The sequence below is a fragment of the Pseudomonas sp. IT-P218 genome (genome assembly GCF_949767605.1).
GTDB classification, from domain to species: Bacteria; Pseudomonadota; Gammaproteobacteria; order Pseudomonadales; family Pseudomonadaceae; genus Aquipseudomonas; species Aquipseudomonas putida_AE.
In genome coordinates this window covers 1-25,952 of the sequence record NZ_CATKQQ010000013.1, presented here as the reverse complement: position 1 = coordinate 25,952, position 25,952 = coordinate 1, and the positions used below count along the sequence as shown (strand labels likewise).

The 25,952-nt window shown below is 62.0% G+C and carries 16 protein-coding genes and 1 pseudogene; 10 read left to right on the top strand and 7 right to left on the bottom strand.

Annotation, left to right across the window (positions count from 1 at the left end):
- Window positions 1–78 precede the first annotated feature (78 nt).
- From otnI to ACM6I6_RS12325, 3 genes are all read left to right on the top strand, one after another.
- Complete coding sequence (gene otnI / locus ACM6I6_RS12335) at window positions 79–864, top strand: 2-oxo-tetronate isomerase (protein WP_406592959.1); 786 nt, start codon at window positions 79–81, stop codon at window positions 862–864.
- An 89-nt stretch (window positions 865–953) separates the two neighbouring features.
- Complete coding sequence (locus ACM6I6_RS12330; protein WP_406592960.1) at window positions 954–2,111, top strand: GGDEF domain-containing protein; 1,158 nt, start codon at window positions 954–956, stop codon at window positions 2,109–2,111.
- Between the two features lie 147 nt (window positions 2,112–2,258).
- Window positions 2,259–3,248: an MBL fold metallo-hydrolase gene (locus ACM6I6_RS12325; protein WP_414919958.1), complete on the top strand. Its 990-nt coding sequence runs from the start codon at window positions 2,259–2,261 to the stop codon at window positions 3,246–3,248.
- A 366-nt stretch (window positions 3,249–3,614) separates the two neighbouring features.
- On the opposite strand, the gene ACM6I6_RS12320 is transcribed toward ACM6I6_RS12325, so the two are convergent.
- Complete coding sequence (locus ACM6I6_RS12320) at window positions 3,615–4,136, bottom strand: GNAT family N-acetyltransferase (protein WP_274076227.1); 522 nt, start codon at window positions 4,134–4,136, stop codon at window positions 3,615–3,617.
- A complete protein-coding gene (locus tag ACM6I6_RS12315; protein ID WP_414919957.1) occupies window positions 4,133–4,561 on the bottom strand; it encodes an NUDIX hydrolase in 429 nt (142 codons plus the stop codon). The genes ACM6I6_RS12320 and ACM6I6_RS12315 overlap by 4 nt, the downstream gene beginning before the upstream one ends.
- Window positions 4,562–5,400: 839 nt before the next feature.
- On the opposite strand from ACM6I6_RS12315, the gene ACM6I6_RS12310 reads away from it, so the two are divergent.
- On the top strand, window positions 5,401–5,613 hold the full coding sequence (locus ACM6I6_RS12310; RefSeq protein WP_414919956.1) for a DUF4287 domain-containing protein: 213 nt from the start codon (window positions 5,401–5,403) through the stop codon (window positions 5,611–5,613).
- Window positions 5,614–5,623: 10 nt separating this feature from the next.
- Here ACM6I6_RS12310 and ACM6I6_RS12305 read toward each other — a convergent pair whose 3' ends face one another.
- A complete protein-coding gene (locus tag ACM6I6_RS12305; RefSeq protein ID WP_046816415.1) occupies window positions 5,624–5,839 on the bottom strand; it encodes a hypothetical protein in 216 nt (71 codons plus the stop codon).
- Between the two features lie 172 nt (window positions 5,840–6,011).
- On the opposite strand from ACM6I6_RS12305, the gene lldD reads away from it, so the two are divergent.
- The 6 genes from lldD (at window position 6,012) to katG (ending at window position 19,094) form a co-directional block, all read left to right on the top strand.
- Window positions 6,012–7,157 carry an FMN-dependent L-lactate dehydrogenase LldD gene (lldD, locus tag ACM6I6_RS12300; protein ID WP_414919955.1) on the top strand — a complete coding sequence of 382 codons (1,146 nt, stop codon included), beginning with the start codon at window positions 6,012–6,014 and terminating at the stop codon, window positions 7,155–7,157.
- 27 nt (window positions 7,158–7,184) lie between these two features.
- Window positions 7,185–7,952: a metallophosphoesterase gene (locus ACM6I6_RS12295; protein WP_414919954.1), complete on the top strand. Its 768-nt coding sequence runs from the start codon at window positions 7,185–7,187 to the stop codon at window positions 7,950–7,952.
- Between the two features lie 192 nt (window positions 7,953–8,144).
- Window positions 8,145–8,663, top strand: coding sequence for an HIT family protein (locus ACM6I6_RS12290; protein ID WP_274076222.1), 519 nt, complete (start codon window positions 8,145–8,147; stop codon window positions 8,661–8,663).
- A gap of 84 nt (window positions 8,664–8,747) precedes the next feature.
- On the top strand, window positions 8,748–10,454 hold the full coding sequence (locus ACM6I6_RS12285) for an amidase (protein WP_414919953.1): 1,707 nt from the start codon (window positions 8,748–8,750) through the stop codon (window positions 10,452–10,454).
- Between the two features lie 343 nt (window positions 10,455–10,797).
- Window positions 10,798–14,892, top strand: a complete 4,095-nt coding sequence (locus ACM6I6_RS12280; RefSeq protein ID WP_414919952.1) for a molybdopterin-dependent oxidoreductase — start codon at window positions 10,798–10,800, stop codon at window positions 14,890–14,892.
- 1,949 nt (window positions 14,893–16,841) lie between these two features.
- Window positions 16,842–19,094, top strand: coding sequence for a catalase/peroxidase HPI (katG, locus tag ACM6I6_RS12275; RefSeq protein WP_414919951.1), 2,253 nt, complete (start codon window positions 16,842–16,844; stop codon window positions 19,092–19,094).
- 61 nt (window positions 19,095–19,155) lie between these two features.
- Here katG and ACM6I6_RS12270 read toward each other — a convergent pair whose 3' ends face one another.
- From ACM6I6_RS12270 to ACM6I6_RS12255, 4 genes and pseudogenes are all read right to left on the bottom strand, one after another.
- On the bottom strand, window positions 19,156–21,153 hold the full coding sequence (locus ACM6I6_RS12270) for a U32 family peptidase (RefSeq protein WP_323609459.1): 1,998 nt from the start codon (window positions 21,151–21,153) through the stop codon (window positions 19,156–19,158).
- A 234-nt stretch (window positions 21,154–21,387) separates the two neighbouring features.
- Window positions 21,388–21,768 (bottom strand): RidA family protein, encoded by a 381-nt coding sequence (locus ACM6I6_RS12265; RefSeq protein ID WP_033044524.1) that lies wholly within the window; start codon window positions 21,766–21,768, stop codon window positions 21,388–21,390.
- 97 nt (window positions 21,769–21,865) lie between these two features.
- On the bottom strand, window positions 21,866–24,676 hold the full coding sequence (locus ACM6I6_RS12260; protein WP_414919950.1) for an amino acid adenylation domain-containing protein: 2,811 nt from the start codon (window positions 24,674–24,676) through the stop codon (window positions 21,866–21,868).
- Window positions 24,677–24,807: 131 nt separating this feature from the next.
- Window positions 24,808–25,185, bottom strand: a pseudogene (locus ACM6I6_RS12255) (helix-turn-helix domain-containing protein); the annotation flags it as partial.
- Between the last annotated feature and the right edge of the window lie 767 nt (window positions 25,186–25,952).

Sequence of the window (25,952 nt, the reverse complement as noted above, 5' to 3'; positions counted from 1 at the left end):
GTTATCGTTGGCCTCCATCGCGAGCAAGCTTGCTCCTACAAAAGCCTTACGCTTTTATTTTCGACTTCAGGAGTCTCCATGCCTCGTTTCGCTGCCAACCTCAGCATGCTCTACCCGGAACACGATTTCCTCGACCGCTTCGCCGCGGCCGCCGCCGACGGTTTCCAGGCGGTGGAATACATGTTCCCCTACGACTACAGCGCGCAACAATTGAAACAGCGGCTCGACGACAACGGCCTGGTGCAGGCCCTGTTCAACGCGCCGCCGGGCAATATGGCGGCGGGCGAAAAAGGCACCGTGTCCTTGCCTGGCCGTGAAGCGGAGTTTCGCGCCGGTTTCGACCAGGCCCTGGAGTATGCCGCGATCCTCGGCAATGACCGCATCCACGTCATGGCCGGCCTGCTGACGAGTGAAGCCGACCGTGCCCGACACCAGGAGACCTACCTGGAAAACCTCAGCCACGCCGCAACAGAAGCCGCCAAAGTCGGCGTCACGGTATTGCTCGAGCCGATAAACACCCGTGACATTCCGGGCTTCTTCCTCAACCACCAGCATCAGGCACAGGCGATCTGCAAAGCGGTCGGCAAGGACAATCTCAAGGTCCAGTTCGACATCTACCATTGTCAGATCGTCGAGGGTGACGTGGCGACGAATCTGCGTCGGGATTTCGCCGGCATCGGTCATATCCAGATCGCGGGCGTGCCGGATCGCCACGAACCGGACCTGCACAACGAGTTGAACTATCCCTACCTGTTCAATCTGATTGATGAGCTGGGCTACAGCGGATGGGTGGGTTGCGAGTACCGGCCACGCGGCAACACCAGCGAAGGTCTGCAATGGCTGCGTGATTGGCAGGCCCGCTGAGTCATTGATGGGCAGCAGGATCTGCGAAAAACCGGCCCGAGCATTTACAATCACGCCTTTCACCGCAGATCAGAAAGGTTCTCCAGGTTATGGCGCTCGACCCTCCCACGATGTTGACACTCTCGATCGCCCTCGCAGCGGCTGCCGCGCTGTACCTGGCGATCGAATGGCGCAGCATTCGCGAGCCCTCGCTGCTGTTCTGGAGCGCAGGTTTCGCCACGATCACCCTGGGCTCGACCCTCGCCTTGCTGCGCAGTTCCGGGCTGTTGCTGGTCGGCATCTGGTTCGCCAACGGCCTGCTGGTGGTGGCCCACTGGTGTTTCCTGCTGGGTGTCGCACGCTTCACGCAGACGCGCCTGTCCCGTGCCTGGTACCTGATCTTTGTTGCCTGGATGGCCTTGCTGTTGTTACCGGACGAGCCGTCGTGGTCCAAGGTCATGCTGCTGGCCAATTCGCTGCTGGTGGCGGTGACGACACTCAGGGCCAGTTTCCTCCTACGCCCCCATGGCAGGTCGTTGAGCGTGGGCGCGGTGCAACTGCGTTATGTGCTGCTGGTGCATGGGCTGTTCTATCTGGCCAAGTCGATCACTGCGATCGTTCCCGGGACGCTGATCGATCTTGCCGCCTTTCGTGGCGAGATCATTCAGATATCCCTGGTCGAGGGCGCGATGGCGATCATGCTGATCGCCTTGTCCATGACCGGCACCGAGCGCTACCGGCGCGAGAAACACATCGCCCGGCTGGCCGCCCGTGATCCGTTGACCTCCCTTTACAACCGCCGCGCGCTCGAAGTCCGAGCAACGCGCCTGCTCGAATACGTCTCGCCGGCTCGCCCCGGCGCCTTGCTGTTGATCGATATCGACAACTTCAAGCAGGTCAACGACCTCTACGGCCATACCGCAGGCGACCGCCTTTTGGTGACGCTGAGCGGGATGATCCGTTCAGTCTTGCCCGAAGGCGCATTGGCGGCTCGCCTGGGCGGTGACGAGTTCGTGATTCTGCTAAGCAATGCCTCGCAGGAGCAGATCCTGGGGCTGGGCAACGCGCTACGTGAGCAGTTTCACCACGCTGCGACCCACACCTTCGCCACCCCGGAAGCGGTGACCCTGAGCATCGGCGCCAACCTGTTCGACCATCCCCCCGCTAGCCTGGCGGCATTGATCGAGCAAAGCGATGCGGCGCTCTATCAGTCCAAGCGTGGCGGACGAGACAGCCTGCGCCTGGTCGATCAGACCGTTTCTGGTTGAGGCCTGCACGAAAGGCCCTCGCAGTATCTTTTGGTGGGAAACGCTCACGCTAAAGTGCAAGCCCGCTATACACCCGTATGGTATCGAGGGCGGTGTGTGGCGTTGCACACTGATTGCCCGATTGATCCTGGCAATAGGTGAACGACCATGACAACGCATCTGGACTACCCCACCCCAACGGCTGGTACACATCAGAAAACTAGCGGCCAGCCGGCGTCAGAATCGAGCTTGCCCGGCACCCCGTACTCCGGTGGATCGGGGTCGCAGGAACTGGTGCCTTCGCGCTATGCGCTGCGGGTCGGCGAGATCGACGTGCTGGTGATCAGCGATGGGGTGCTGCCGCTGCCGACCGCGACGATGTCCACCAATGCCGACCCGGCCGCCCGCGCGGCCTGGTTCAAGGAGATGTTCCTGGGGCCGGACGCGTTCGATTGGGCGTTGAACGTACTGGTGGTGCGCAGTGGCGAGCAGACCATTCTCGTCGACGCAGGACTGGGTGGACAGTTCCCGGGCTTTCCACGGGCCGGGCAGTTCCCCAAGCGACTGGAGGCCGCGGGTATCGAGCTTTCGGCGGTAACCGACGTGGTGATTACCCACATGCACATGGACCATATCGGCGGGTTGCTGGTCGATGAGGTGGAGAACAAGTTGCGGCCAGACGTGCGCATCCACGTTGCGGCTATCGAGGTTGCGTTCTGGGAGTCGCCGGATTTCACCCACACCGACATGCCTTCACCGGTACCGGACGTCCTGCGGGCAACCGCCAATCAGTTCATCAACGCTTACCGCAGCAATGTGCGGACATTCGAAGACGAGTACGAGGTGGCACCGGGCGTGGTGGTCAAGCTCACCGGCGGCCACACCCCGGGTCACAGCGTGGTCTACGTGACGTCCGGCGGCGAGCGGTTAACGTTCGCCGGCGACGCCCTGTTCCCGGTCGCCTTCGAGCATCCCGACTGGCACAACGGTTTTGAACACGACCCTGAGGAGTCGGTTCGCGTTCGGGTGCGACTCATGCGAGAGGCGGCGGCGAGCGGTGAGCTTTTTGTCGCCACGCACCTGCCGTTCCCCTCCGTTGGCCGGGTGGCCGTCAATGGGGACGCCTTTCGCTGGGTCGCGGCTTTCTGGGACTACTGACATACCCGCTGGCGCGGGTTGTCGTGGACCATTGTAGGAGCAGCCGGTCGACGCTCGATTGCTCGCGAAAAACCTGAGAGCACCGCGGAGCGTCAGGGTTTCCGCGTCATCGTTAACGACCATCGCGAGCAATCGAGCGTCGACCGGCTGCTCCTGCAGGGATCGCGGTCAATTGCGGTTCAATCGTACACAGGGGTCGTCGCTTACCTCATCGTAGCCGATGTCTAAACGCATCGTCGGCACTGCCACCGTGCGCCGTCGGATCGGTGAGCATAAGCCTGACCCCGGCCGGCAAGGTGTTCCTGATCAGTCGTCGAGTGTTGCCCTTCACCCAAGTGACCCAGAACTGACCAGCATGCTGAGTTCCTACTCGCGCTTGCGGCACCGGGCCAGAGGCTGAAGCAATCGGTATTCGGCTTCTGGCGCTTCGTTTCCGGAGGATTGTTCAAGCACGAATCCGCAACGCTCCAGTACTTTTCTCGAGCCCACATTTTCCTTGAACACATAAGCTATCAGTTGCGTCAGTTGCCAACGGCGCTGTGCCTGCTCGATCAGATGCCTGAGCGCCTGTGTCGCCAGGCCCTGGCCGCAAGCGTCGCGATCGATTCGATAGCCCACCTCCGCAGACCCCGTCGCAGGGTCGATGCTTTTCAGGTTGGCTCGACCCACTATTTTTTCATTGCAGTCTTCGATGACAAACGGATGCCAGGCGCCGATGGCGAAACCGGATAAGTAGCCTTGAATATGCTCGGCGACGCCCTGCAATGAGTAAAAAGAAGGATCGCGGGCATCGATATGGGATTCGAACCACTCACGGTTGCGGACTTCGAATGCGAGCAACGCTTCGGTGTCGGTGCTTTTCAGCTCGCGAATCTTGAATGTCTTCATTCATCAACTCTCCTGTGTTCAGGCAGAAGCGTGGCCGTCAGGTGCCGTAATGCCCGACGGAAGACCGGATGACAATCGGCAATCGGCAACTCATCAAGCGGGGCCCAGAAAAAGCTGAAGGCGTGGCCATGGTCATCGCGCGTTTGATGGGTCCATTGTTCGGGCAGCGGCGCCTGTGCGTGGCACAGATGAAACGACCATACCTGCTCGAGATGCTCGGCGTTCCAGCAACCCAGGTCACGGACAACCGAGGCGTCGTCTATTCCAGACTCCTCGCTCAACTCACGAAGAGCGGCCTCGGCGGGTGTTTCTCCTGGCTCGATTGTGCCCTTGACCAATTGCACGCCTGCCAGGGGATGGCGGAGAAGGATGCGTGGCGCAGGCATGCTGGAGAGAATGACGGGGCAAGCCTTGTTTGGCGACATGGCGATCTCCTTATCGACGATGAAGCCAATATCATACGGTCAGTTCACCTTGCGATGCGATGGTGGCCGTTACACCGCCATCGCCGGCAAGCCAGCTCCTACAGGATTTGTGGGGCCATGATGAATGTGTAGCGTTACGCGCATCTGTAGGAGCCGGCTTGCTGGCGATGCGATGGTGGCCTTGGTGCCGCCATCGCTGGCAAGCCAGTTCCTACAGGATTTGTGGGGCCATGATGAATGTGTAGCGTTACGCGCATCTGTAGGAGCCGGCTTGCTGGCGATGCGATGGTGGCCGTTACACCGCTATCGCCGGCAAGCCAGCTCCTACAGGATTTGTGAATGCTGTTGGATTTGGGGCATTACGCGCATCTGTAGGAGCCGGCTTGCTGGCGATGCGATGGTGGCCGTTACACCGCCATCGCCGGCAAGCCAGCTCCTACAGGATTTGTGGGGCCATGATGAATGTGTGGCATTGCGCGCATCTGTAGGAGCCGGCTTGCTGGCGATGCGATGGTGGCCGTTACACCGCTATCGCTGGCAAGCCAGCTCCTACAGGATTTGTGGGGCCATGATGAATGTGTGGCATTGCGCGCATCTGTAGGAGCCGGCTTGCTGGCGATGCGATGGTGGCCTTGGTGCCGCCATCGCTGGCAAGCCAGCTCCTACAGTAGATCCGATTCGGCCGTGAGAGATGGATCGGCTGTCAGGCCGCGATTGCTGTGATGCGATACCAGGAGTGGACGGCGAATTCAGCACAGGCTAAAAAGTACCGTTACCGATGCTGCGTCGGGAGCATTTCCCGGCTCTCCTGATCACCCAGCAAAAATGGAGTTTGCAACGTGACTGAAGACACAAAAACCAAAGGACCCGCCTCGTATTTCCCTTCCATCGAAAAAAAGTACGGGCACCCGGTCAGCCACTGGCAGGACTTGCTCAAGACCGTCAGCAACAAGAAGCACATGGAAATGGTCGCCTGGCTCAAGACCGAGCATGGCCTGGGTCATGGCCACGCCAATGCTCTGGTTGCCTATTACTTGGCTCACGCAGGTTGAAGCAAGCCCGTCACGCAAGCTTGATAGCGCCACCCTGGATCTCGTCACGGGCAATGCGCAAGTCGATGGCGTCCTGGTTGAGCCGATGAATCAGGTTGAGCAAGCGTTGGCGCAGCACCTCGTCCTTGAGCTGTTCAGCGGCGCGCATCACATCCAGCGCCGCGCCCTCGTTGTTGGAGGCCACGGAGTCGAGCAGTTTGCGGATGCTTCTTGATGGCCGGTTCATGGGTCGCTCCCTCGGTTTTGGTTGAGGCGGATCATAGGCGCGTTATGTTTCGTCCATGTTGCAGCCACCAAAGGTTTGCACGGCTTTTCAACAGAGTTGCAATTGCATGGGCTAATCTGCCCTCAAGCTCGACAGGCGTCACCGTCCCCCATCAGCTCAAGGCATCGGCAATATGATCATTTCGTCCGCATCCGACTATCGCGAGGCAGCCCGTCGCAAGCTCCCGCGTTTTTTGTTCGACTACATCGATGGCGGAGCCTATGCCGAGCACACGCTGAGGGCCAACAGCGCCGATCTGGCAGACGTCAGCCTGCGCCAGCGCATCCTCAAGAACGTCGAAGCATTGAGCCTGGAAACCACCCTGTTCGATCAACGCCTGTCGATGCCCATCGTATTGGCGCCGGTAGGGCTGACCGGCATGTTCGCCCGCCGTGGCGAAGTGCAGGCGGTCAAGGCCGCCGAAAACAAAGGCATCCCGCTGTGCCTGTCCACCGTGTCGGTGTGCTCGATCGAAGAGGTCCGCGCCAACACTCAACAGCCCATCTGGTTTCAACTGTATGTGCTCAAGGACCGCGGGTTCATGAGAAACGCGCTGGAACGCGCCAAGGCCGCCGGCGTGCAGAACCTGGTGTTCACGGTCGACATGCCGACGCCCGGCGCCCGCTATCGCGACGCCCATTCGGGCATGTCTGGTCCCTATGCATCGTCGCGGCGAATGTTGCAGGCCATCACCCGGCCCGACTGGGCCTTCAACGTCGGCCTCATGGGGCGGCCCCATGACCTGGGCAATGTCTCGAAGTATCTGGGCAAGGCCGTTACGCTCGAAGATTACACCGGCTGGCTGGCCAACAACTTCGACCCGTCGATCAGTTGGAGCGACCTGGAGTGGATTCGCGATTTCTGGAAGGGCCCGATGATCATCAAGGGCATTCTCGACCCCGAGGACGCCAGGGATGCGGTCAGTTTTGGCGCCGACGGTATCATCGTTTCCAACCACGGCGGCCGGCAGCTGGATGGCGTGCTCTCCACGGCCCAAGCCCTGCCGCCAATCATGCAAGCGGTGGGCAATGACCTCAAGGTGCTGGTCGACTCGGGGATCCGCTCGGGGCTGGATGTGGTGCGCATGTTGGCACTGGGAGCCAAAGGGGTACTGCTTGGACGCTCCATGGCCTATGCCCTGGCGGCCGACGGTCAACGCGGGGTGGAAAACATGCTGGATATCTTCGCCAAGGAAATGCGCGTGGCCATGACATTGACGGGGGTCACCTCCATCGACCAGATCGACGAATCGATTCTGGTGCGTCATCCCCTCAAGTAATTAGCACCCACTGCCAGGAACCGTTCCATGCGCATCGCCCTGCTTTCCGATATCCATTTGTCCGTCGATGCCCTGCCGTTTCCGGCGGTGGAGGCGGATATCGTGGTCCTGGCCGGCGACATCTCCCGGCCGGCCGCCGCCATCGAGTGGGCCAGGGCATGCCCGACACCGGTGCTGTACGTGGCCGGCAATCACGAATTCTACGGCAGCGACTTGATCTCGACCTACGAGCAACTGCACCGCTTGTCCCAAGGCACATCGATCCACGTGCTGGAACGTACGGCGCACGTCCACAACGGCGTACGGTTCCTCGGTTGTACCCTGTGGTCCGACTACCGTCTTTTTGATCAAGCCGAAGATCGGGCCCAGGGAATCGACATGGCCACGAGTCTGATCCGCGACTTCAGCCGCATCAGGGTTTCGCCTGATTTTCCAGACCTGTTCACCCCGGCCATTTCCCAGCTGATTTTCCTGCAGACGGTGGCCTGGCTGGAAGACTGTTTTGCCGCCGACCGCAGCACTCCTACTGTGGTGATCTCGCATTTCGCACCGACCCGCTCGAGCATCAGCCCGACTTTCGTCGACTCGCCGATCAACGCAAGTTTCGTTTCAGACCTCGAAGAGCAGATCAAGGCGTGGCAGCCGGCACTCTGGTTGCATGGCCATACCCACGGCAGCTTCGATTACCGGATCGGCAACACCCGGGTCATTTGCAACGCCCGGGGCTATGCCAGGAATGGCATCAATGAAAACGCTCAGTTCGAGGCCGCCCATGTGATTGACCTGGACCTGTGAATCCCCCGGCTTCATACCAAAGCGTTAACCTGCTACACCCAGGTCTGGTGGTCGGCGGCAGGATTTGCCCCTACATTGCCCGCGCATGGCACCAGCGCAAAAAGCGTATCCCACGGAGCTTTGCTGGATTTAGAATCAGTCGAGGCCAACCCACCCGCCCCTTTTGGCAGCGTCGCCAACGGACATTGACCCATGGACATAGCACCCCGTTTCATCATCCATGAAACCGCCCACTGGATCCTCAACCACCATATGTCTTCGGCGCTCCCCGGCTATCTGGTCCTGGGCACCCGGCACAACGCCAATTCATTGTCCGATCTTCCCGAGCAGGCCCTGGCGGAGATGGGCGGGCTGCTCGCCAGGGTGCAGAAAACCCTGCAAGCGGAGTTGCAGCCCAAGTGGCTCTACATCAGCCGATTCGGCCACGATCCGCGCTTCCCCATCCATTTCCATTACATCCCGGTGTACCCGTGGGTCGAGGACCTGTTCTGGCAGGATGAGCGCTATCGGCTGCTGGAAAACTTCGGCGACAGCGCCAGCGCACACACGCTGACCGATGGCGCGGAGATGACCCTGTTCATCTGGCGTGAGTTCGGCGAGAGCCCGCAACCACCGGCCATTGAAGGCCCTTCGATCGACCGGGTCATCGAGCGCTTGCGCACCGCCTTCAGTCCGGCGAGCCAGCGCCTGCTTGTTCAAGCCGGCAGCTGACATCGGCGATCGCGGTGCTAACATGACGGGCGTACCCGGATGCCTCAACCCGCGCATCCCCCATCAACAGCCGGCAGTCACCGCATGATCGAAGTCACCGAAGTTTCCATAGCCCAACTGCGCGCTGCGCTCGAATCCGGCCAGACCACCGCCGTTGAACTGGTCCAGGCCTATCTCGCGCGGATCGATGCCTACGACACGCCCCAGACGCCCACGGCGCTCAATGCGGTCGTGGTGCGCAACCCCGAGGCGTTGCAAGAGGCCCAGGCCAGCGATGCCCGGCGCGCCAAGGGCCAGGCCCTGGGCCCGCTCGATGGCATTCCCTACACGGCCAAGGACAGTTACCTGGTAAAGGGGCTGACCGCCGCCTCCGGCAGCCCGGCCTTCAAGGATCTGGTCGCCCATCGCGATGCCTTCACCATCGAACGGCTGCGCGCCGCCGGCGCCATCTGCCTGGGCAAGACCAACATGCCGCCGATGGCCAACGGCGGCATGCAGCGCGGCGTCTATGGCCGCGCGGAAAGCCCGTACAACGCCGACTACCTCACTGCCCCCTTCGCCTCCGGCTCGTCGAACGGTGCCGGAACCGCCACCGCCGCCAGCTTTGCCGCCTTCGGCCTGGCTGAAGAAACCTGGTCGAGCGGTCGTGGCCCGGCCTCCAACAATGGCTTGTGCGCCTACACGCCTTCGCGCGGGGTGATCTCGGTGCGTGGCAACTGGCCGTTGACGCCGACCATGGACGTCGTCGTGCCGTTCGCCCGGACCATGGCGGACCTGCTCGAGGTGCTCGACGTGGTGGTGGCCGAAGACCCCGACACCCGCGGCGACCTGTGGCGCCTGCAACCCTGGGTGCCGATTCCACCTGTCGCCTCGGTGCGCCCCGCTTCCTACCAGGACCTGGCCGCCAACGCCGCGGCCCTGGCTGGCAAGCGCCTGGGCGTTCCGCGCATGTACATCAACGCCGATCCGGAAGCCGGCACCAGCGAGGCCCCGGGCATCGGCGGCCCGACCGGGCAGCGCATCCACACCCGGCCTTCGGTGATCGGGTTGTGGGAGCAGGCCCGCCAGGCCTTGCAAGCCGCCGGCGCCGAAGTCATCGAGGTGGATTTCCCGCTGGTCTCCAACTGTGAGGGCGATCGTCCCGGTGCGCCGACCGTGTTCAATCGCGGCATCGTGTCCAAGGAGTTTCTGCATCACGAGTTGTGGGACCTGACGGCCTGGGCCTTCGATGATTTCCTGCAGGCCAACGGCGATCCACAGTTGAACCGCCTGGTCGATGTCGACGGACCGCTGATTTTCCCCCATGACCCAGGCACCCTGCCCAACCGCGAGGGCGACCTTGCCGCCGGCATGGACGAGTACGTGCGCATGGCCGAGCGGGGCATCACCCCGTGGGACCAGATCCCGACGGTGCCGGACGGCCTGCGCGGCCTTGAACAGACGCGCCAGATCGATCTCGAGCAGTGGATGGATCGGCTGGGGCTCGATGCGGTAATTTTCCCGACCGTCGCCGACGTCGGCCCGGCCAATGCCGATGTCGACCCGGCAGCGGCGGACATCGCCTGGAGCAACGGCGTCTGGGTGGCCAACGGCAACCTCGCGATACGCCATCTGGGGGTGCCGACCGTCACCGTGCCGATGGGGGTCATGCCGGACATCGGCATGCCCGTGGGGCTGACCTTTGCCGGTCGCGCCTATGACGACTCGACCCTGCTGCGCCTGGCCTCGGCGTTCGAGGCCACCGGTTCGAAGCGCTTGATCCCGCCGCGCACCCCAGCGCTGGGCAAGTGACAGCGCGGGCGGGATTGGCGCGCTGCAGGTGCCAGTCCCGCCACCGCCACCGACTGGTGCACCCGGGTGCAGGTGGCGCTTTATAAAAGTGCAGGGTGCAGCGTTCATTTGCACCGATGCTCGACGATCTCCCCTTGCCCGCCCCCGTATCGACAACGATCACGGCCTGAAAGGCATTTCTGGCGCGTGACTTGCTAGGTACACCTCAACCCTGCAGTCAACGCTGATTGCATGCATACGACAAAGGCGCCGTGTGTCCCCCGTTTTTTATGACGGTGGGCCGCATGGCGCCTTTTTTGTTTCCGGCATCGGTAACGGCCGGCAAGAGATTCGAGGGGCGAGGATGGCAAGCAAAACCGTACGCAGTGTGTGTCCCTATTGTGGTGTGGGCTGCGGCATCGTCATGCAGGTGGAAAACAACCGGGTCGTCAAGGTCAGCGGCGACAAGGCCCACCCGACCAACGCCGGCCGGCTCTGCACCAAAGGCACCACCTGCGGCCAGGCCATCGCCGAGTCGGGGCGGATGGAGCATGCCTACCTGCGCCAGGAACGCCAGCGCGACCCGGTGCGCATCGCCATGGACAAGGCGATCAGCGAGACGGCCAGCCGGTTGCGCGACACCCTCGATCGCCATGGTCCCGATGCATTGTCGTTCTACGTGTCCGGGCAAATGTCCCTGGAAGCCCAATACCTGATCAACAAGCTGGCCAAGGGTTTTGTTCGCACCAACAACATCGAGTCCAATTCCCGCCTGTGCATGGCCAGCGCCGGCAGCGGCTACAAGCTGTCCCTCGGTTCTGACGGCCCTCCGGGTTCGTACCAGGACTTCGATCAGGCGGACCTGTTTTTCGTCATCGGCGCCAACATGGCCGACTGTCACCCGATCCTGTTCCTGCGCATGCTGGACCGGGTCAAGGCCGGGGCGAAGCTGATCGTGGTCGATCCACGGCGCAGCGCCACCGCGGACAAAGCCGACCTGTTCCTGCCGATCAAGCCAGGGACCGACCTGGCCTTGCTCAATGGCTTGCTGCACCTGCTGGTGAAAAACGGCCATACCGACCCGACCTTCATCGCCGCGTTCACCGAAGGCTGGGAGGCCATGCCCGAATTCCTCGAGGACTATCCTCCCGCCACGGTCGCGCAGATCACCGGCCTGCCCGAGGCGGATATTCGAAAGGCTGCGTCATGGATCGGCGAAGCCGCCGAATGGATGAGCTGCTGGACCATGGGCCTGAACCAGAGTACCCACGGCACTTGGAACACCAACGCCCTGTGTAACCTGCACCTGGCCACCGGGGCGATCTGCCGGCCGGGCAGCGGGCCGTTTTCCCTGACCGGGCAACCCAATGCCATGGGCGGCCGCGAGATGGGCTACATGGGGCCAGGCCTGCCCGGACAGCGCTCGGCGCTGGTCGAGGCGGACCGCCAGTTCATCGAAGACTTGTGGGACATCCCGCGCGACAGCCTGCCGCGCAACGTTGGCGGCGGCACCGTGGCCCTGTTCGAAGACATGAGCGCAGGCAAGATCAAGGCCTGCTGGATCATCTGCACCAACCCGGTCGCGTCGGGCCCCAACCGCCAGAAAGTCATCGACGGCCTGCAAGCGGCCGAACTGGTAATCACCCAGGACGCCTACCTCGACACCGAGACCAACCGTTACGCCGACATCCTCCTGCCCGGCGCGCTCTGGGCCGAGGCCGAGGGCGTGATGATCAACTCCGAGCGCAACCTGACGCTGATGCAAAAAGCCGTGGAGGCCCCGGGCGAGACGCTGCCCGACTGGCAGATCATCGCCCGGGTGGCTTGCGAGATGGGCTTCGCCGACGGGTTCACCTACAGCGCTGCCGAGGAAGTGTTCGAAGAGATCAAGCGTGCCTGGAACCCCAGGACCGGCTACGACATTCGCGGCGCCAGCTACACGCGCCTGCGCGACCAACCGCTGCAATGGCCCTGCGCGTCCGAGGCTGCCCCGCAGCGCAATCCGATTCGCTACCTCAACAACGGTGTGAGCCAGACGCTCAAGGTCGAAGCCGATGGCCACCAACCGGCGATCGTGTTTGCCACCGAGCGCGGCAAAGGCATCTTCCTCGCCCGGCCGCACATGGCGCCGGCAGAAATGCCCGATGAAGCCTTTCCCTTCGTGCTCAACACCGGGCGCTTGCAGCACCAGTGGCACACCCTGACCAAGACCGGCAAGGTGGCGACCCTGAACAAGCTCAACCCGGGCCCCTTCGTCGAGATCCATCCCGAGGATGCCAGTGCGTTGGGCATCAAGGACAAGGACCCGGTCGAAGTACGCTCCGTGCGCGGTCGCGCGGTGTTGCCGGCGGTGCTGACCGACCGCGTGCGCCAGGGCAATTGTTTTGCGCCTTTTCACTGGAACGATGTGTTTGGCGAAAACCTGGCGATCAATGCCGTGACCAACGATGCCGTCGACCCGATATCGCAGCAGCCGGAATTCAAATTCTGTGCGGTCGCCCTGCAACGGGTCGAACTGATCGACCATCAGTTCCTGCAAACCCCAGCGCCTGCCGCCGTCGCCCCCTCCCCCTTGCCAGAGGAACTCGCCATGTCGAGCATCGAGACCTTCGCTGATCTGGCGGGCATCCGTCGCCTGCCCTCCCCGACATTGAACGACAGTGAACGCACTTACCTGGCCGGTTTTCTCAGTGGCCTGCAATCCTCCGCCGGTCGCCAGGCGCCTGGTGTGCCGGTGCTGCCGCCCAGCGCGCCGCTGGCCACCGAGACGCGGCTGTGGCTGGACGGGCTCCTGGGTGGGTTGTTCAGCCGGGTCGATGCGGGTGTTGCGCTGGGCAACCAGGTTGAAACCCCAGCCGCCGCCAACGCACCCGCCGTGACGTTGCTCTGGGCCTCGCAAACCGGCAATGCCGAAACCCTGGCCGAGCGTTTGGCCGCGCGCCTGCGTGACGGCGGCTTCGCCGTGGAGCTGAGCGCGATGGCCGATTTTCCGGCCAGCAAGTTGACCAGCACGCAGAACCTGGCCCTGATCAGCAGCACATTCGGCGATGGCGACCCGCCGGACAACGGCGAAGGTTTTTGGCACAGCCTCAGCACCACCCAGACACGCCTGGAATCGCTGCGCTTTGCCGTGCTCGCCTTGGGTGATCCGGCCTACGACCAGTTCTGCCGTCACGGCAAGCAACTCGATCAGCGCCTGCAGGAACTGGGCGCCACCCGTCTGCTGGAACGGGTCGACTGCGACACCGAATTCGAAGAGCGCGCCGATACCTGGGTGGCGCAATTACAGAAGACCCTCAGGCCCGAGCCAGCGGTCGCTGTCGAGGCGCAGGGTGCCGCCAGTCCCATCGAGACTACGGGCAAGGCCAAGCCCCGTGCCTCACGGCTGCTGGTCAACCTTCACCTGAACAGCCAGAGCCCGCATAAGGAAACCCGGATGTTTTCCCTGGACCTGGCGGATTCGGGACTGGGCTACGAGGCGGGTGACGCGCTGGGCGTCCATCCGCGCAATTGTCCTGAACTGGTCGATGAGTTGCTCGACCTGACCCGGTTGAATGCCGAGGCGCCGGTGAGCGTCGATCAATTCGGCGAGGTGTCGTTGCGTCAGGCCCTGACCGAACACTTTGAAATCGCCCGGCCCAACAGCGACACCCTCGCCTTCATCGCCGAGCGCAGCGCCAACCCGGGCTTGAAACAGCTGCTGGGCAATGACCGCAAGGCTCAGCTGAAAGAATGGTTGTGGGGACGGCAACTGGCGGACGTGCTGCAGGAGTATCCGCTCGACTGCTCGGCAAGCGAGCTGCTGGGCACCTTCAAACGCCTGCAACCGCGCCTGTATTCCATTGCGTCAAGCGCCAAGGCGCATCCACGGGAAGTCCATCTCACCGTGGCCGCGGTGCGCTACGGCAAACGCAAGGGCGTGTCCTCGACCTTTCTCGCCGACCGCGCGCAGGACGCCGAGGTACCGGTTTTCGTCCAGCCGTCGAAACATTTTCGCGTGCCCAGCGACGGTGATGTACCGATGATCATGATCGGCCCCGGCACCGGCATCGCACCCTTCCGCGCCTTCCTGCAAGAGCGCCGCGCGCGGGGCGACCACGGCAAAAACTGGCTGTTCTTCGGCGAACAGCACGCCGCCAGCGATTTCTATTACCGCGATGAACTGCAAGGCATGCAGCACGATGGCCTGCTGACGCACCTGAGCCTGGCGTTTTCCCGTGACCAGGCGGAGAAGATCTACGTACAGGACCGCATCCGCGAACAAGGCGCCGAACTCTGGCGCTGGCTGCAGGACGGCGCCCGGTTGTACATCTGTGGCGATGCCAGCTGCATGGCCAGGGACGTCGATCAGACGTTGCGCCAGGTCGCGCAACGACATGGTGGACTGGATCCGCAAGACGCCGCTGATTATTGGCGCCAGATGAGTGAGCAGAAGCGTTATTTGCGGGATGTCTATTGAGTGGTTGGAACATTGTAGGAGCCCGGCTTGCCGGCGAAGGCGGCCTTGGGTATTGCGCTGGTCTCTCGGGCCTCTTCGCTGGCAAGCCAGCTCCTACAGGTCCGTGGAAAACCACGGATTCATGCCCAACACAAAACATTGTAGGAGCCCGGCTTGCCGGCGAAGGCGGTCTTGAGTATTGCGCTGGTCTCTCGGGCCTATTCGCTGGCAAGCCAGCTCCTACAGGTCCGTGGAAAACCACGGATTCATGGCCAGCACACAACATTGTAGGAGCCCGGCTTGCCGGCGAAGGCGGTCTTGGGTATTGCGCTGGTCTCTTGGGCCTCTTCGCTGGCAAGCCAGCTCCTACAGGTCCGAGGACGACCACGGTTCCATGTCCAACACACAACATTGTAGGAGCCCGGCTTGCCGGCGAAGGCGGCCTTGAGTATTGCGCTGTTTTTTCGGGCCTCTTCGCTGGCAAGCCAGCTCCTACAGGTCCGTGGAAAACCACGGATTCATGCCCAACACAAAACAGTGTAGGAGCCCGGCTTGCCGGCGAAGGCGGCCTTGAGTATTGCGCTGTTTTTTCGGGCATCTTCGCTGGCAAGCCAGCTCCTACAGGTCCGTGGAAAACCACGGATTCATGCCCAACACACAACATTGTAGGAGCCCGGCTTGCCGGCGAAGGCTGCCTCGAGTATTGCGCTGGTCTCTTGGGCCTCTTCGCTGGCAAGCCAGCTCCTACAGGTCCGTGGAAAACCATGGATTCATGTCTAACACACAACATTGTAGGAGCCCGGCTTGCCGGCGAAGGCGGCCTGGAGTATTGCGCTGTTTTTTCGGGCCTCTTCGCTGGCAAGCCAGCTCCTACAGGTCCGTGGAAAACCATGGATTCATGGCCAGCACAAAACATTGTAGCAGCCCGGCTTGCCGGCGAAGGCGCCCGTCAGATCGACATCGCTGGCAAGCCAGCTCCTACAGGTCCGTGGAAAACCACGGCTCCATGCCCAACACAAAACATTGTAGGAGCCCGGCTTGCCGGCGAAGGCGGTCTTGGGTATTGCGCTGGTCTCTTGGGCCTCTTCGCTGGCAAGCCAGCTCCTACAGGTCCGTGGAAAACCATGGATTCATGGCCAACACACAACATTGTAGGAGCCCGGCTTGCCGGCGAAGGCTGCCTTGAGTATTGCGCTGCTCTCTTGGGCCTCTTCGCTGGCAAGCCAGCTCCTACAGGTCCGTGGAAAACCACGGATTCATGCCCAACACAAAACATTGTAGGAGCCCGGCTTGCCGGCGAAGGCGGTCTTGAGTATTGCGCTGTTTTTTCGGGCCTCTTCGCTGGCAAGCCAGCTCCTACAGGTCCGTGGAAAACCACGGATTCACGCCCAACACAAAACATTGTAGGAGCCCGGCTTGCCGGCGAAGGCGGCCTGGAGTATTGCGCTGTTTTTTCGGGCCTCTTCGCTGGCAAGCCAGCTCCTACAGGTCCGTGGAAAACCACGGATTCATGCCCAACACAAAACATTATAGGAGCCCGGCTTGCCGGCGAAAGCGGCCTTGAGTATTGCGCTGGTCTTTCGGGCCTCTTCGCTGGCGATACGCCACTGACGCTTTCATAGGAAACATTTCGAGGCGTAATTTTCAGGCGCCTTGAAAGATTCCACCTATCGACTACAAATACTCCAGCTATTAGCCGTCTGCCCAAGGGCGGTCTAGCCTTAACTAGCGCCGGTGCGGTCTGGCCGGCCCAGACCTGATAAGAAGATAAAGCAGGAGTCAGAAACCGACTAGGCATACCTGGGTCATCGCGTTGGTTACTCGCTTGCCAGTGCCGCGATGCCCGTTTGGCCACGATGATCAGTTGATCGACTTGCTGGGCCAACAGCCTGAGTCATTGATTTCACTCACCGCTATCGGACCTCAACCGGGACGATGGCTGAATGAACACGACCAAAGGTAGCTCACAGATGGGAACTGAAACGAAATGCCCGTTCAATCACGCCGCTGGTGGTGGCACCACGAACCGCGATTGGTGGCCGAACCAGCTTAATCTGAAGATCCTGCACCAGCACTCGTCCCTGACCACCCCCACGGACGCGGGATTTGACTACGCCAAGGCATTCAAGGAACTGGATTTTGCCGCGGTCAAGCGTGACCTGACCGCCCTGATGACTGATTCCCAAGACTGGTGGCCAGCGGATTTCGGTCACTACGGCCCGCTGTTCGTGCGCATGGCCTGGCACTCCGCCGGCACCTACCGTACCGGCGATGGCCGCGGCGGCGCCGGCTCCGGCCAGCAGCGTTTTGCACCGCTCAACAGTTGGCCGGACAACGTCAGCCTGGACAAGGCCCGCCGCCTGCTGTGGCCGATCAAGCAAAAGTATGGCGACAAGATCTCCTGGGCCGACCTGATCGTCCTGACCGGTAACGTCGCGCTGGAATCCATGGGCTTCAAGACCTTCGGTTTTTCCGGCGGCCGGCCTGACGTCTGGGAACCAGACGAAGATGTGTACTGGGGCTCGGAAAAAAAATGGTTGGGTGGCGACACCCGATACGACTCAAAGCAAGAACCGGCACAAGAACCCGGCGAAGGCCCGCTCGTCGCCGAACCCGGGGAAAATGAGGAGAGCCGCACCGATCAAGGCCGCAATCTGGAAAACCCTTTGGCGGCCGTGCAAATGGGCCTGATCTACGTGAACCCGGAAGGCCCGGAAGGCAACCCGGACCCGGTGGCCGCCGGCAAGGACATCCGTGAGACCTTCGGCCGCATGGCCATGAACGATGAGGAAACCGTGGCGCTGATTGCCGGCGGTCACGCGTTCGGCAAGACCCACGGTGCCGGCCCTGCCGACAACGTCGGTGCCGAGCCCGAAGCGGCTGGCCTGGAAGAACAGGGCCTGGGCTGGAGGAACAAATTTGGCACTGGCAAAGGCCCGGACACTATCACCAGCGGCCTGGAAGTGACTTGGACCACCACGCCGACCCAGTGGAGCAACAACTTCCTGGAGAACGTATTCGGCTTCGAATGGGAACTGACCAAGAGCCCCGCGGGCGCCCACCAATGGACGCCGAAGAACGGCGCCGGTGCCGGGATCATCCCCGACGCGCACGACCCGTCAAAACGCCGTAATCCAACCATGCTGACCACCGACCTGGCGCTGCGCTTCGACCCGATCTACGAGCCGATTTCCCGGCGTTTCCTGGAGAACCCCGATCAACTGGCCGACGCCTTCGCCCGTGCCTGGTACAAGCTGATCCACCGCGACATGGGCCCGCTCTCACGCTACCTCGGCCCGGAAATGCCTAATGAAGAACTGCTGTGGCAAGACCCGATTCCTGCCGTCGATCATCCACTGGTCGACGACAGTGACGTCGCGGCCCTGAAAAGCAAGCTGCTGGCCTCGGGCCTGTCGGTCTCGCAACTGGTCTCGACGGCGTGGGCGGCGGCTTCCACCTTCCGCGGTTCGGACAAACGCGGCGGTGCCAACGGCGGGCGTTTGCGCCTGGCCCCACAGAAGTTCTGGCAGGCCAACCAGCCCGACCAACTGGGGAACGTGCTGGCGAAACTCGAAAGTATCCAGCAGGAATACAACGCCGGCGGCAAGAAAATCTCCCTCGCCGACCTGATCGTCATCGCCGGTAATGCGGGGGTTGAACAAGCCGCGAAAAATGCCGGGCACACGATCACGGTGCCGTTCACCCCAGGGCGCATGGACGCTTCCCAGGAACAGACCGATGTCGAGTCGTTCGGTTTTCTCGAACCGATCGCCGATGGCTTCCGCAATTACCTCAAGGGCAGATACAGCGTATCGGCGGAGTCGCTGTTGATCGACAAGGCGCAGTTGCTGACCCTGACCGCGCCGGAAATGACCGTGCTGATCGGCGGTCTGCGCGTGCTCAAGACCAACGCCGGAAACACCTCCCACGGCGTCTTCACTACGCGGCCCGAGGCACTGACCACCGACTTCTTCACCAACCTGCTGGACATGGGTGTGGAGTGGAAACCGGTGTCGGACGCCCAGGAAGAGTTTGAAGCGAGCGATCGCAAGACCGGCCAGAAAAAGTGGACGGGCACCCGAGTCGACCTGGTCTTCGGCTCCAACTCGCAATTGCGCGCGCTGTCGGAGTTCTATGCCAGTAATGGCGAGGAGAAGTTCATCAAGGACTTCGTGGCGGCCTGGACCAAGGTGATGAACCTTGACCGCTTCGACCTGAAGTGAGCTGAACTGCGAGGGGTGAGTTGGCGAGCGCGCAGCCTTTGACTGCGCGCTCGCCGATCACTCAGTGGGGCGCGCGGTGGATGGTCTTGAGCAGGTCTTCGGGGCTGATGTGCCCGACGACCTGTTGCACGCTGCCCGGTTGCGGCAGATCGAGGATGTGCCCCTTCATCTTGCCGATCACGTGCATTTCGCAAGGCTTGCAGTCGAATTTCAACGTCAGCACTTCATCGCCGTGGATCAACTGCATTGGCGCGACCTTGGTGCGCACGCCGGTCACGCCCTTGGCCTGCTTGGGGCACAGGTTGAAGGAGAACCGCAGGCAGTGCTTGGTGATCATCACTGGCACTTCACCCGTCTCTTCATGGGCCTCGTAGGCCGCATCGATCAGCTTGACCCCGTGACGGTGATAGAAGTCGCGGGCCTTCTGGTTGTAGACGTTGGCCAGGAACGACAGGTGCGATTCCGGGTACACCGGTGGCGGTGTGGTCTCGGCTTTACGGCCACCCCGTGGATGGGCCGCGATGCGCGCCACGGTGAGTGCTTCGATCACTTCGCGGCGCAAGGCCTTGAGCTGCGAGTTGGGAATGAAGAACGCCTGCGGCGCGTCCAGCTTGATGTTGGTGGCGTGGTACTCGGTGGTGCCCAGTTGGCCCAGCAGATCGTGCAGCTGCTCCAGGGCCTGCTCCGGCTTGTTGGCCACGCCGAACGGACCATCCAGGGCCACACTGGCGCTGATGCCCTCTTCGCTGGTGGCAATCAGTTCCAGGCGCTCTTCACGCAGGCGCGCCACCCAGGAAAGACCGATCCGGCGCTCGGCGGAGGTCTTTTGCAGCGCCTGGGCCCAGTTGTGATCCAGGTTGCGGCTCAACGGGTGATTCGGGCGCAACTGGTGCAAGCCCTTGGGCATCTCGTTCGGCTCGACGCGGTAGCGATAGCGTTTCTCGCCGTCTTCTTCGAATTCACCTTTTGGCTCGGCGATGTTCGTCCGCCAGCCCACCACTTCACGCTTGACCAGGACGTTGAGGCCGTCACCGTTGGACAGCGGCTCGTGGGTGACCACCAGCAGATCGCGCTTGCCGACTTTTTCCACCACGCCCACCGGCAGGCCGGTGAAGGTTGGCGAGTCGAAGGCGCCGATGTCGATCTTGCGCTCGCTGACGAAGTAGTCGGTGCTGCCACGGTGGAAGGTCTTGTCCGGATCGGGCAGGAAGAAATGCGCGGTGCGGCCGCTGGACGCGCGGGCCAGGTCCGGGCGGTCTTCGAGCACGGCGTCCAGGCGCTGGCGGTAATAGGCGGTGATGTTCTTCACGTAGCCCATGTCCTTGTAGCGCCCTTCGATCTTGAACGAGCGCACGCCAGCTTCCACCAGGGCGCGGATGTTGGCGCTCTGGTTGTTGTCCTTCATCGACAGCAGGTGCTTCTCGTAGGCGATCACCCCGCCCTTCTCGTCCTTGAGGGTATACGGCAGGCGGCAGGCCTGGGAGCAGTCGCCGCGGTTGGCGCTGCGGCCGGTGTGGGCGTGGGAAATGTTGCACTGGCCGGAGAACGCCACGCACAGCGCACCGTGGATGAAGAACTCGATCGCCGCGTCGGTTTCGTCGGCGATGGCGCTAATTTCCTGCAGGTTCAGCTCGCGGGCCAGTACCAGTTGCGAGAAACCGGCCTGGTCGAGGAATTTCGCCCGCTCCAGGGTGCGGATGTCGGTCTGGGTGCTGGCATGCAGCTCGATCGGCGGGATGTCCAGTTCCATCACGCCCAGGTCCTGGACGATCAGCGCGTCGACACCGGCATCGTACAGTTCGTGGATCAGCTTGCGGGCCGGCTCCAGCTCGTTGTCGTGCAGGATGGTGTTGATGGTGGTGAATACCCGGGCGTGGTAGCGATGGGCGAACTCCACCAGGGCGGCGATATCGCTCACCTCGTTGCAGGCGTTATGCCGGGCGCCGAAGCTCGGGCCGCCGAGGTAGACGGCATCAGCGCCATGCAGGATGGCCTCGCGGGCGATCGCCACGTCACGGGCGGGGCTGAGCAATTCCAGGTGATGTTTGGGCAGGGACATAATATTTTTTAGTCAGGCTGTCACGGTCGAGGCGCGCATTGTAGCGGTGAAATGCCTGAGGGGCACCCGTGTACTGCCAGGTGGCGGCTTGCGGGTGCGAAGATGCAGCTTCGCGTACCAAAAAACCCTTGTAGGAGCTGGCTTGCCAGCGAAGGCGGCCTTGAGTATTGCGTTGCTCTTTCTGGCCTCTTCGCTAGCAAGCCAGCTCCTACAGTTTCGCGTGTGGGATTACGATCAGGCTTTGGCAGCCATTGCGGTGACTTCCACGCGCATCCCTTCGACCGCCAACGACGCCACGCCCACCGCAGCGCGCACCGGCCACGGTTTGGCGAAGAAGCGCTTGTAGACCTCGTTGAACGCGGCGCGGTCGGCCATGTCGGTGAGGTAGATGGTCAGGTGCAGCACCCGGTCCATGGAACTGCCGGCGCGCTCCAGCGCCACTTTCAGCGCTTGCAGAGTGCACTCGCTTTGCAGGGTGATATCGCCCAGTTCAAGGCTGCCATCGGCACGGGTCGGAATCTGGGTGGAGACCAGCATGCCGGCGAAACCGGCGACGTCTGAGGAAATGGAGTCCGCATCGGGATCGGGAACGAAGGTCAGGTCTTGGTTTGCCATGGGGGTCTCTTGCTTGAGGTGGTAAGTCGGCGGCGCGCGCATGTCAGCAGCGGCATGCACGGCGCAACGCCTGTTGCGCCGCCAGTTTACGGAACCGTCACGCCACCCGCTCGATTTTATCCGCACCACGCTTCTTGCCGTCGCCATTGCCGCGCATCATCACCCAGCGCACCACCTTGTTCCAGACATACGCCACCGCCACGCCACCGACGACGGCGAGCACCACCGCGAGCAGCGGATAATCGCCGAGGCGCCGGGCCACCGACAGGAACTGGAAGTGCGTCAAGTAGATATACAGGGTCGAGGAGGCAATCAACGCCATGCCCCGCGCCATCAGACCGGGTACGGGAATGGACCGGACCCAGATCACCAGGAGCGCGGCAGGCAGGGCGATATCGAAATGGCTCCAGATCTCGCCGGCGAACGGTCCATACCCCAACATGGCCACCATGTCCTGCCAACCCACCACCAGGACGGCAACGGCACTGACGATCCACTTCTGGGTGGTCGTACTGGCACTGTGAATGGCCATGCCGAGCACCATGATCGCCAGGTAATGCTGTGGCACCCGATTGAACAGCGCGCTCGCATCGAACACATAGAGACTGATCAGCACGTCAGCCACCGCCAACACGCATGACGCGATGACAAAACAACGAAACGGGTCTGCACTGATGATGTTTCTCACGCGCTCGAACGACAGCGCGAACCCGATGATCACCAGCATCTGCACCAGCAGTTCTATGTACCAATAGGTGAAGACACCGACGCTATCCGCTGTAAACCAATTGGAAATCAGCAACAGTGATTGCCAATGCACTTTGTCGAACAGCAGTTGCACCAACACCGTATAGAGGATCGTTGGTACCGCGATACTGGCAACGGACTTCACCAGCGTGCGCACGCTCCCGTACTCATTGATGGCCTTGAACTGAAACCTGGCCAGGCTGACCCCGGAAATCAGGAACAGGGCCATGGTTTCGCCGAACACCGGCCACGGCGTATACACATTGAAATGCCCCATCACAATCAACACGATGGACACCACGCGTAAAAACACCGGCACTTCCATTGCCCGAATCGAAAACCGCGAGGCCTTGGTGTCGCTGGCCAGTTCACACAATTCAACGACCGGGATCATTTCCCATTGATCGGGCAGATGGCCGATCAGCTCTTCCAGCACCATGGAAGCCTGGACGAACGAGAGTGAATCCCCGCCCAGCTCAACGAACGTCAACTGCGGATCGATGCGCGGCACTTCAAGAATTTCCGCCCATGCCTGGGACAACTTGAGCGCCAGCGGCGACAGGTCCTGGCTGGCATTGACGGGGGCCGCCTGGTTGTCGACCAGCGCCTGCAACGCCCGCTTGTCGATCTTGCCGTTGGGCGTCAGTGGAATGGACTCCACGAACACGAACAACGCCGGCACCATGTAGTCGGGCAGCGCCTGCCCCACCTGCTCACGCAGTTCAACCGCTGCAACCGGCTTGGCTGCAACGCAGCAGGCCACCAGCTTCACGTTCGAACGGTCGTTGTCGGCCAGCACCACGCACTGTTTGATCCGCGGATGCCTGGAGATCGCACCTTCGATTTCAGCGAGCTCGATGCGATGGCCGCGAATCTTCACCTGGCTGTCGCCGCGCCCGCGGAACATGACACTGCCATCGGCAAGGTAGGTGCCCAGGTCGCCGGTTCGATAGCAGATGTCACCCTCGGCCCGGGTAAAGGGGTTGACCACGAACTTTTCCTTGGTCAGCGCTGCATCACCGTAGTAACCCAGGGACAGATACGGGCTGCGTATCAGGATCTCCCCGACTTCGCCTTCGCCGACCAACCGATTGGCCTCATTGACCAGCAACAGTTGCGCGCCTTCGATACCTTTGCCCAGCGGGATCCTTGAATTGTCGAGCGCGGGATCGATCTGATGGTAAGCCATCGCCTGGGGCGTTTCGGTCGTGCCGTAGAAGTTGACGCTGATGGCGTTGGGGGCGATGGCGCAGATTTGCTGGTACAGGGTGTTGCTCAAGGCATCCCCGCCCCAGAACAGGTAGCGCAGGTCATCGAACTGCAAGCCACTGATCTTCGCCCCGGTTTCAATGAGTTTGCCCAAGGGCGGCGTGAGGTGAATGACGGAGATCCCGTGCTGGTGTATCCATTTGGCCAATGCGGCTGGATCGATAACGGTCGACTGGGCCGGGATCACGACCTTTGCGCCAATGGACAGCGGCGTGAACACGTCCCTGTAGACCGGGTCGTGACCCAGCCCTGACAGCAGGGAAAAGCAACTGTCCCTGGTCAACGAATGACGCTGGCTATGCCATTCGATGAAATGCACCAGGGGCGAGTGATGGGTGACAATCCCCTTCGGCTCGCCGGTACTGCCCGAGGTGAAGGTGATATAGGCCGGGTCTCCAGGATTGACCTCTGGCAAGCCCCTTGGCTCGACGGCGAAGGCCTTCAGCACGTCGCCGGGCATTTCAGGGATATTGACCAAGCGTATCGCAGACGATCGCCGGGGATCGAGCTCGAACGCGGCCTCGCCGCAAACGAGGACAAAACTCGGCTCGAGCACATGGATGATCTGCTCGATGCGCGCACGGGGATAGGCCATGTCGGCAACGGTGAAGGTCAAGCCGGCGCGCGAGGCACCGAGCATGGCGTAGACCAGCCCCGCACAGCGCCCGGAGACGATAACCACCCGGTCGGATGGCCTCGCGCCCTGTTCAAGCAGAAAGCCCGCCAGGCGCTGGCTGATCGCTTCCAGTTCGCCGTAGCTGCACGTGGCGTGTTGGGAAACCACCGCCACGGCATCGGGCGTGCGTCCGGCGTGCTGCAGGAAGTCCATGAAAATCGGACGTTCGACACAATACTCCAGGTCCAGCGTCGGGTTTGGGCGCGCATCCTGCATATTATTGATCGACTCCCCAGGGCCTGTACGAGGTAGACACGACGGGACGCTGGCAAACCAGAGACTCCCCCCAAGAAGCTAGCACAGCTGCCGTGGCCCGCCAGTGCGCCGGCCAACATACGCTGGCCGCGTTATCCTCTCCACTGCCGGGGACTGACCCCGGTCTTGCGGCGAAACGCCCGGGCCAGTGCCGAAGGGCTTTCATAACCGACCTCTTCGGCGATCAGGGCAATGGGCTTGCCTTCACCCAGGCGCTTCTGCGCCAGGCTGATGCGCCAACTGACCAGATAATCCATCGGGGCCTGCCCGACCACCCGTTTGAAGTGCTCGGCGAAACTGGCCCGGGACATGTTGGCCGCCACCGCCAGGTCGGCCACGCTCCAGGCCTTGCCGGGCGCTTCGTGCATTTGGTTCAAAGGGCGCGCCAGACGTGGATCGGCCAGGCCGGCCATCATGCCCGGCTGCTGATCGCGACTGCTCAGGATGTGGCGCAACAACAGGATCAAAACGCTGACCCACTACCTGAACAACGTCGCCCTGACCGATATCGATTTTCCGGCTATCGACGGCTGAACCACCCTGCTGCTGGCGGCTAGCGATAACGGCGTAACGGCCACCATCGCATCGCCAGCAAGCCGGCTCCTACAGATGCGCGTAATGCCCCAAATCCAACAGCATTCACAAATCCTGTAGGAGCTGGCTTGTCGGGTCGCCGCATCGCAGCGATGGCGGCGTCACGGCCACCATCGCATCGCCAGCAAGCCGGCTCCTACAGATGTGCGTAATGCCCCAAATCCAACAGCATTCACAAATCCTGTAGGAGCTGGCTTGTCGGGTCGCCGCATCGCAGCGATGGCGGCGTCACGGCCACCATCGCATCGCCAGCAAGCCGGCTCCTACAGATGCGCGTAATGCCCCAAATCCAACAGCATTTACAAATCCTGTAGGAGCTGGCTTGCCAGCGATGGCGGCATCACGGCCACCATCGCATCGCCAGCAAGCCGGCTCCTACAGATGTGCGTAATGCCCCAGATCCAACAGCATTCACAAATCCTGTAGGAGCTGGCTTGCCAGCGATGGCGGCATCACGGCCACCATCGCATCGCCAGCAAGCCGGCTCCTACAGATGCGCGTAATGCCCCAAATCCAACAGCATTCACAAATCCTGTAGGAGCTGGCTTGCCAGCGATGACGGCGTAACGGCCACCATCGCATCGCCAGCAAGCCGGCTCCTACAGATGTGCGTAATGCCCCAAATCCAACAGCATTCACAAAT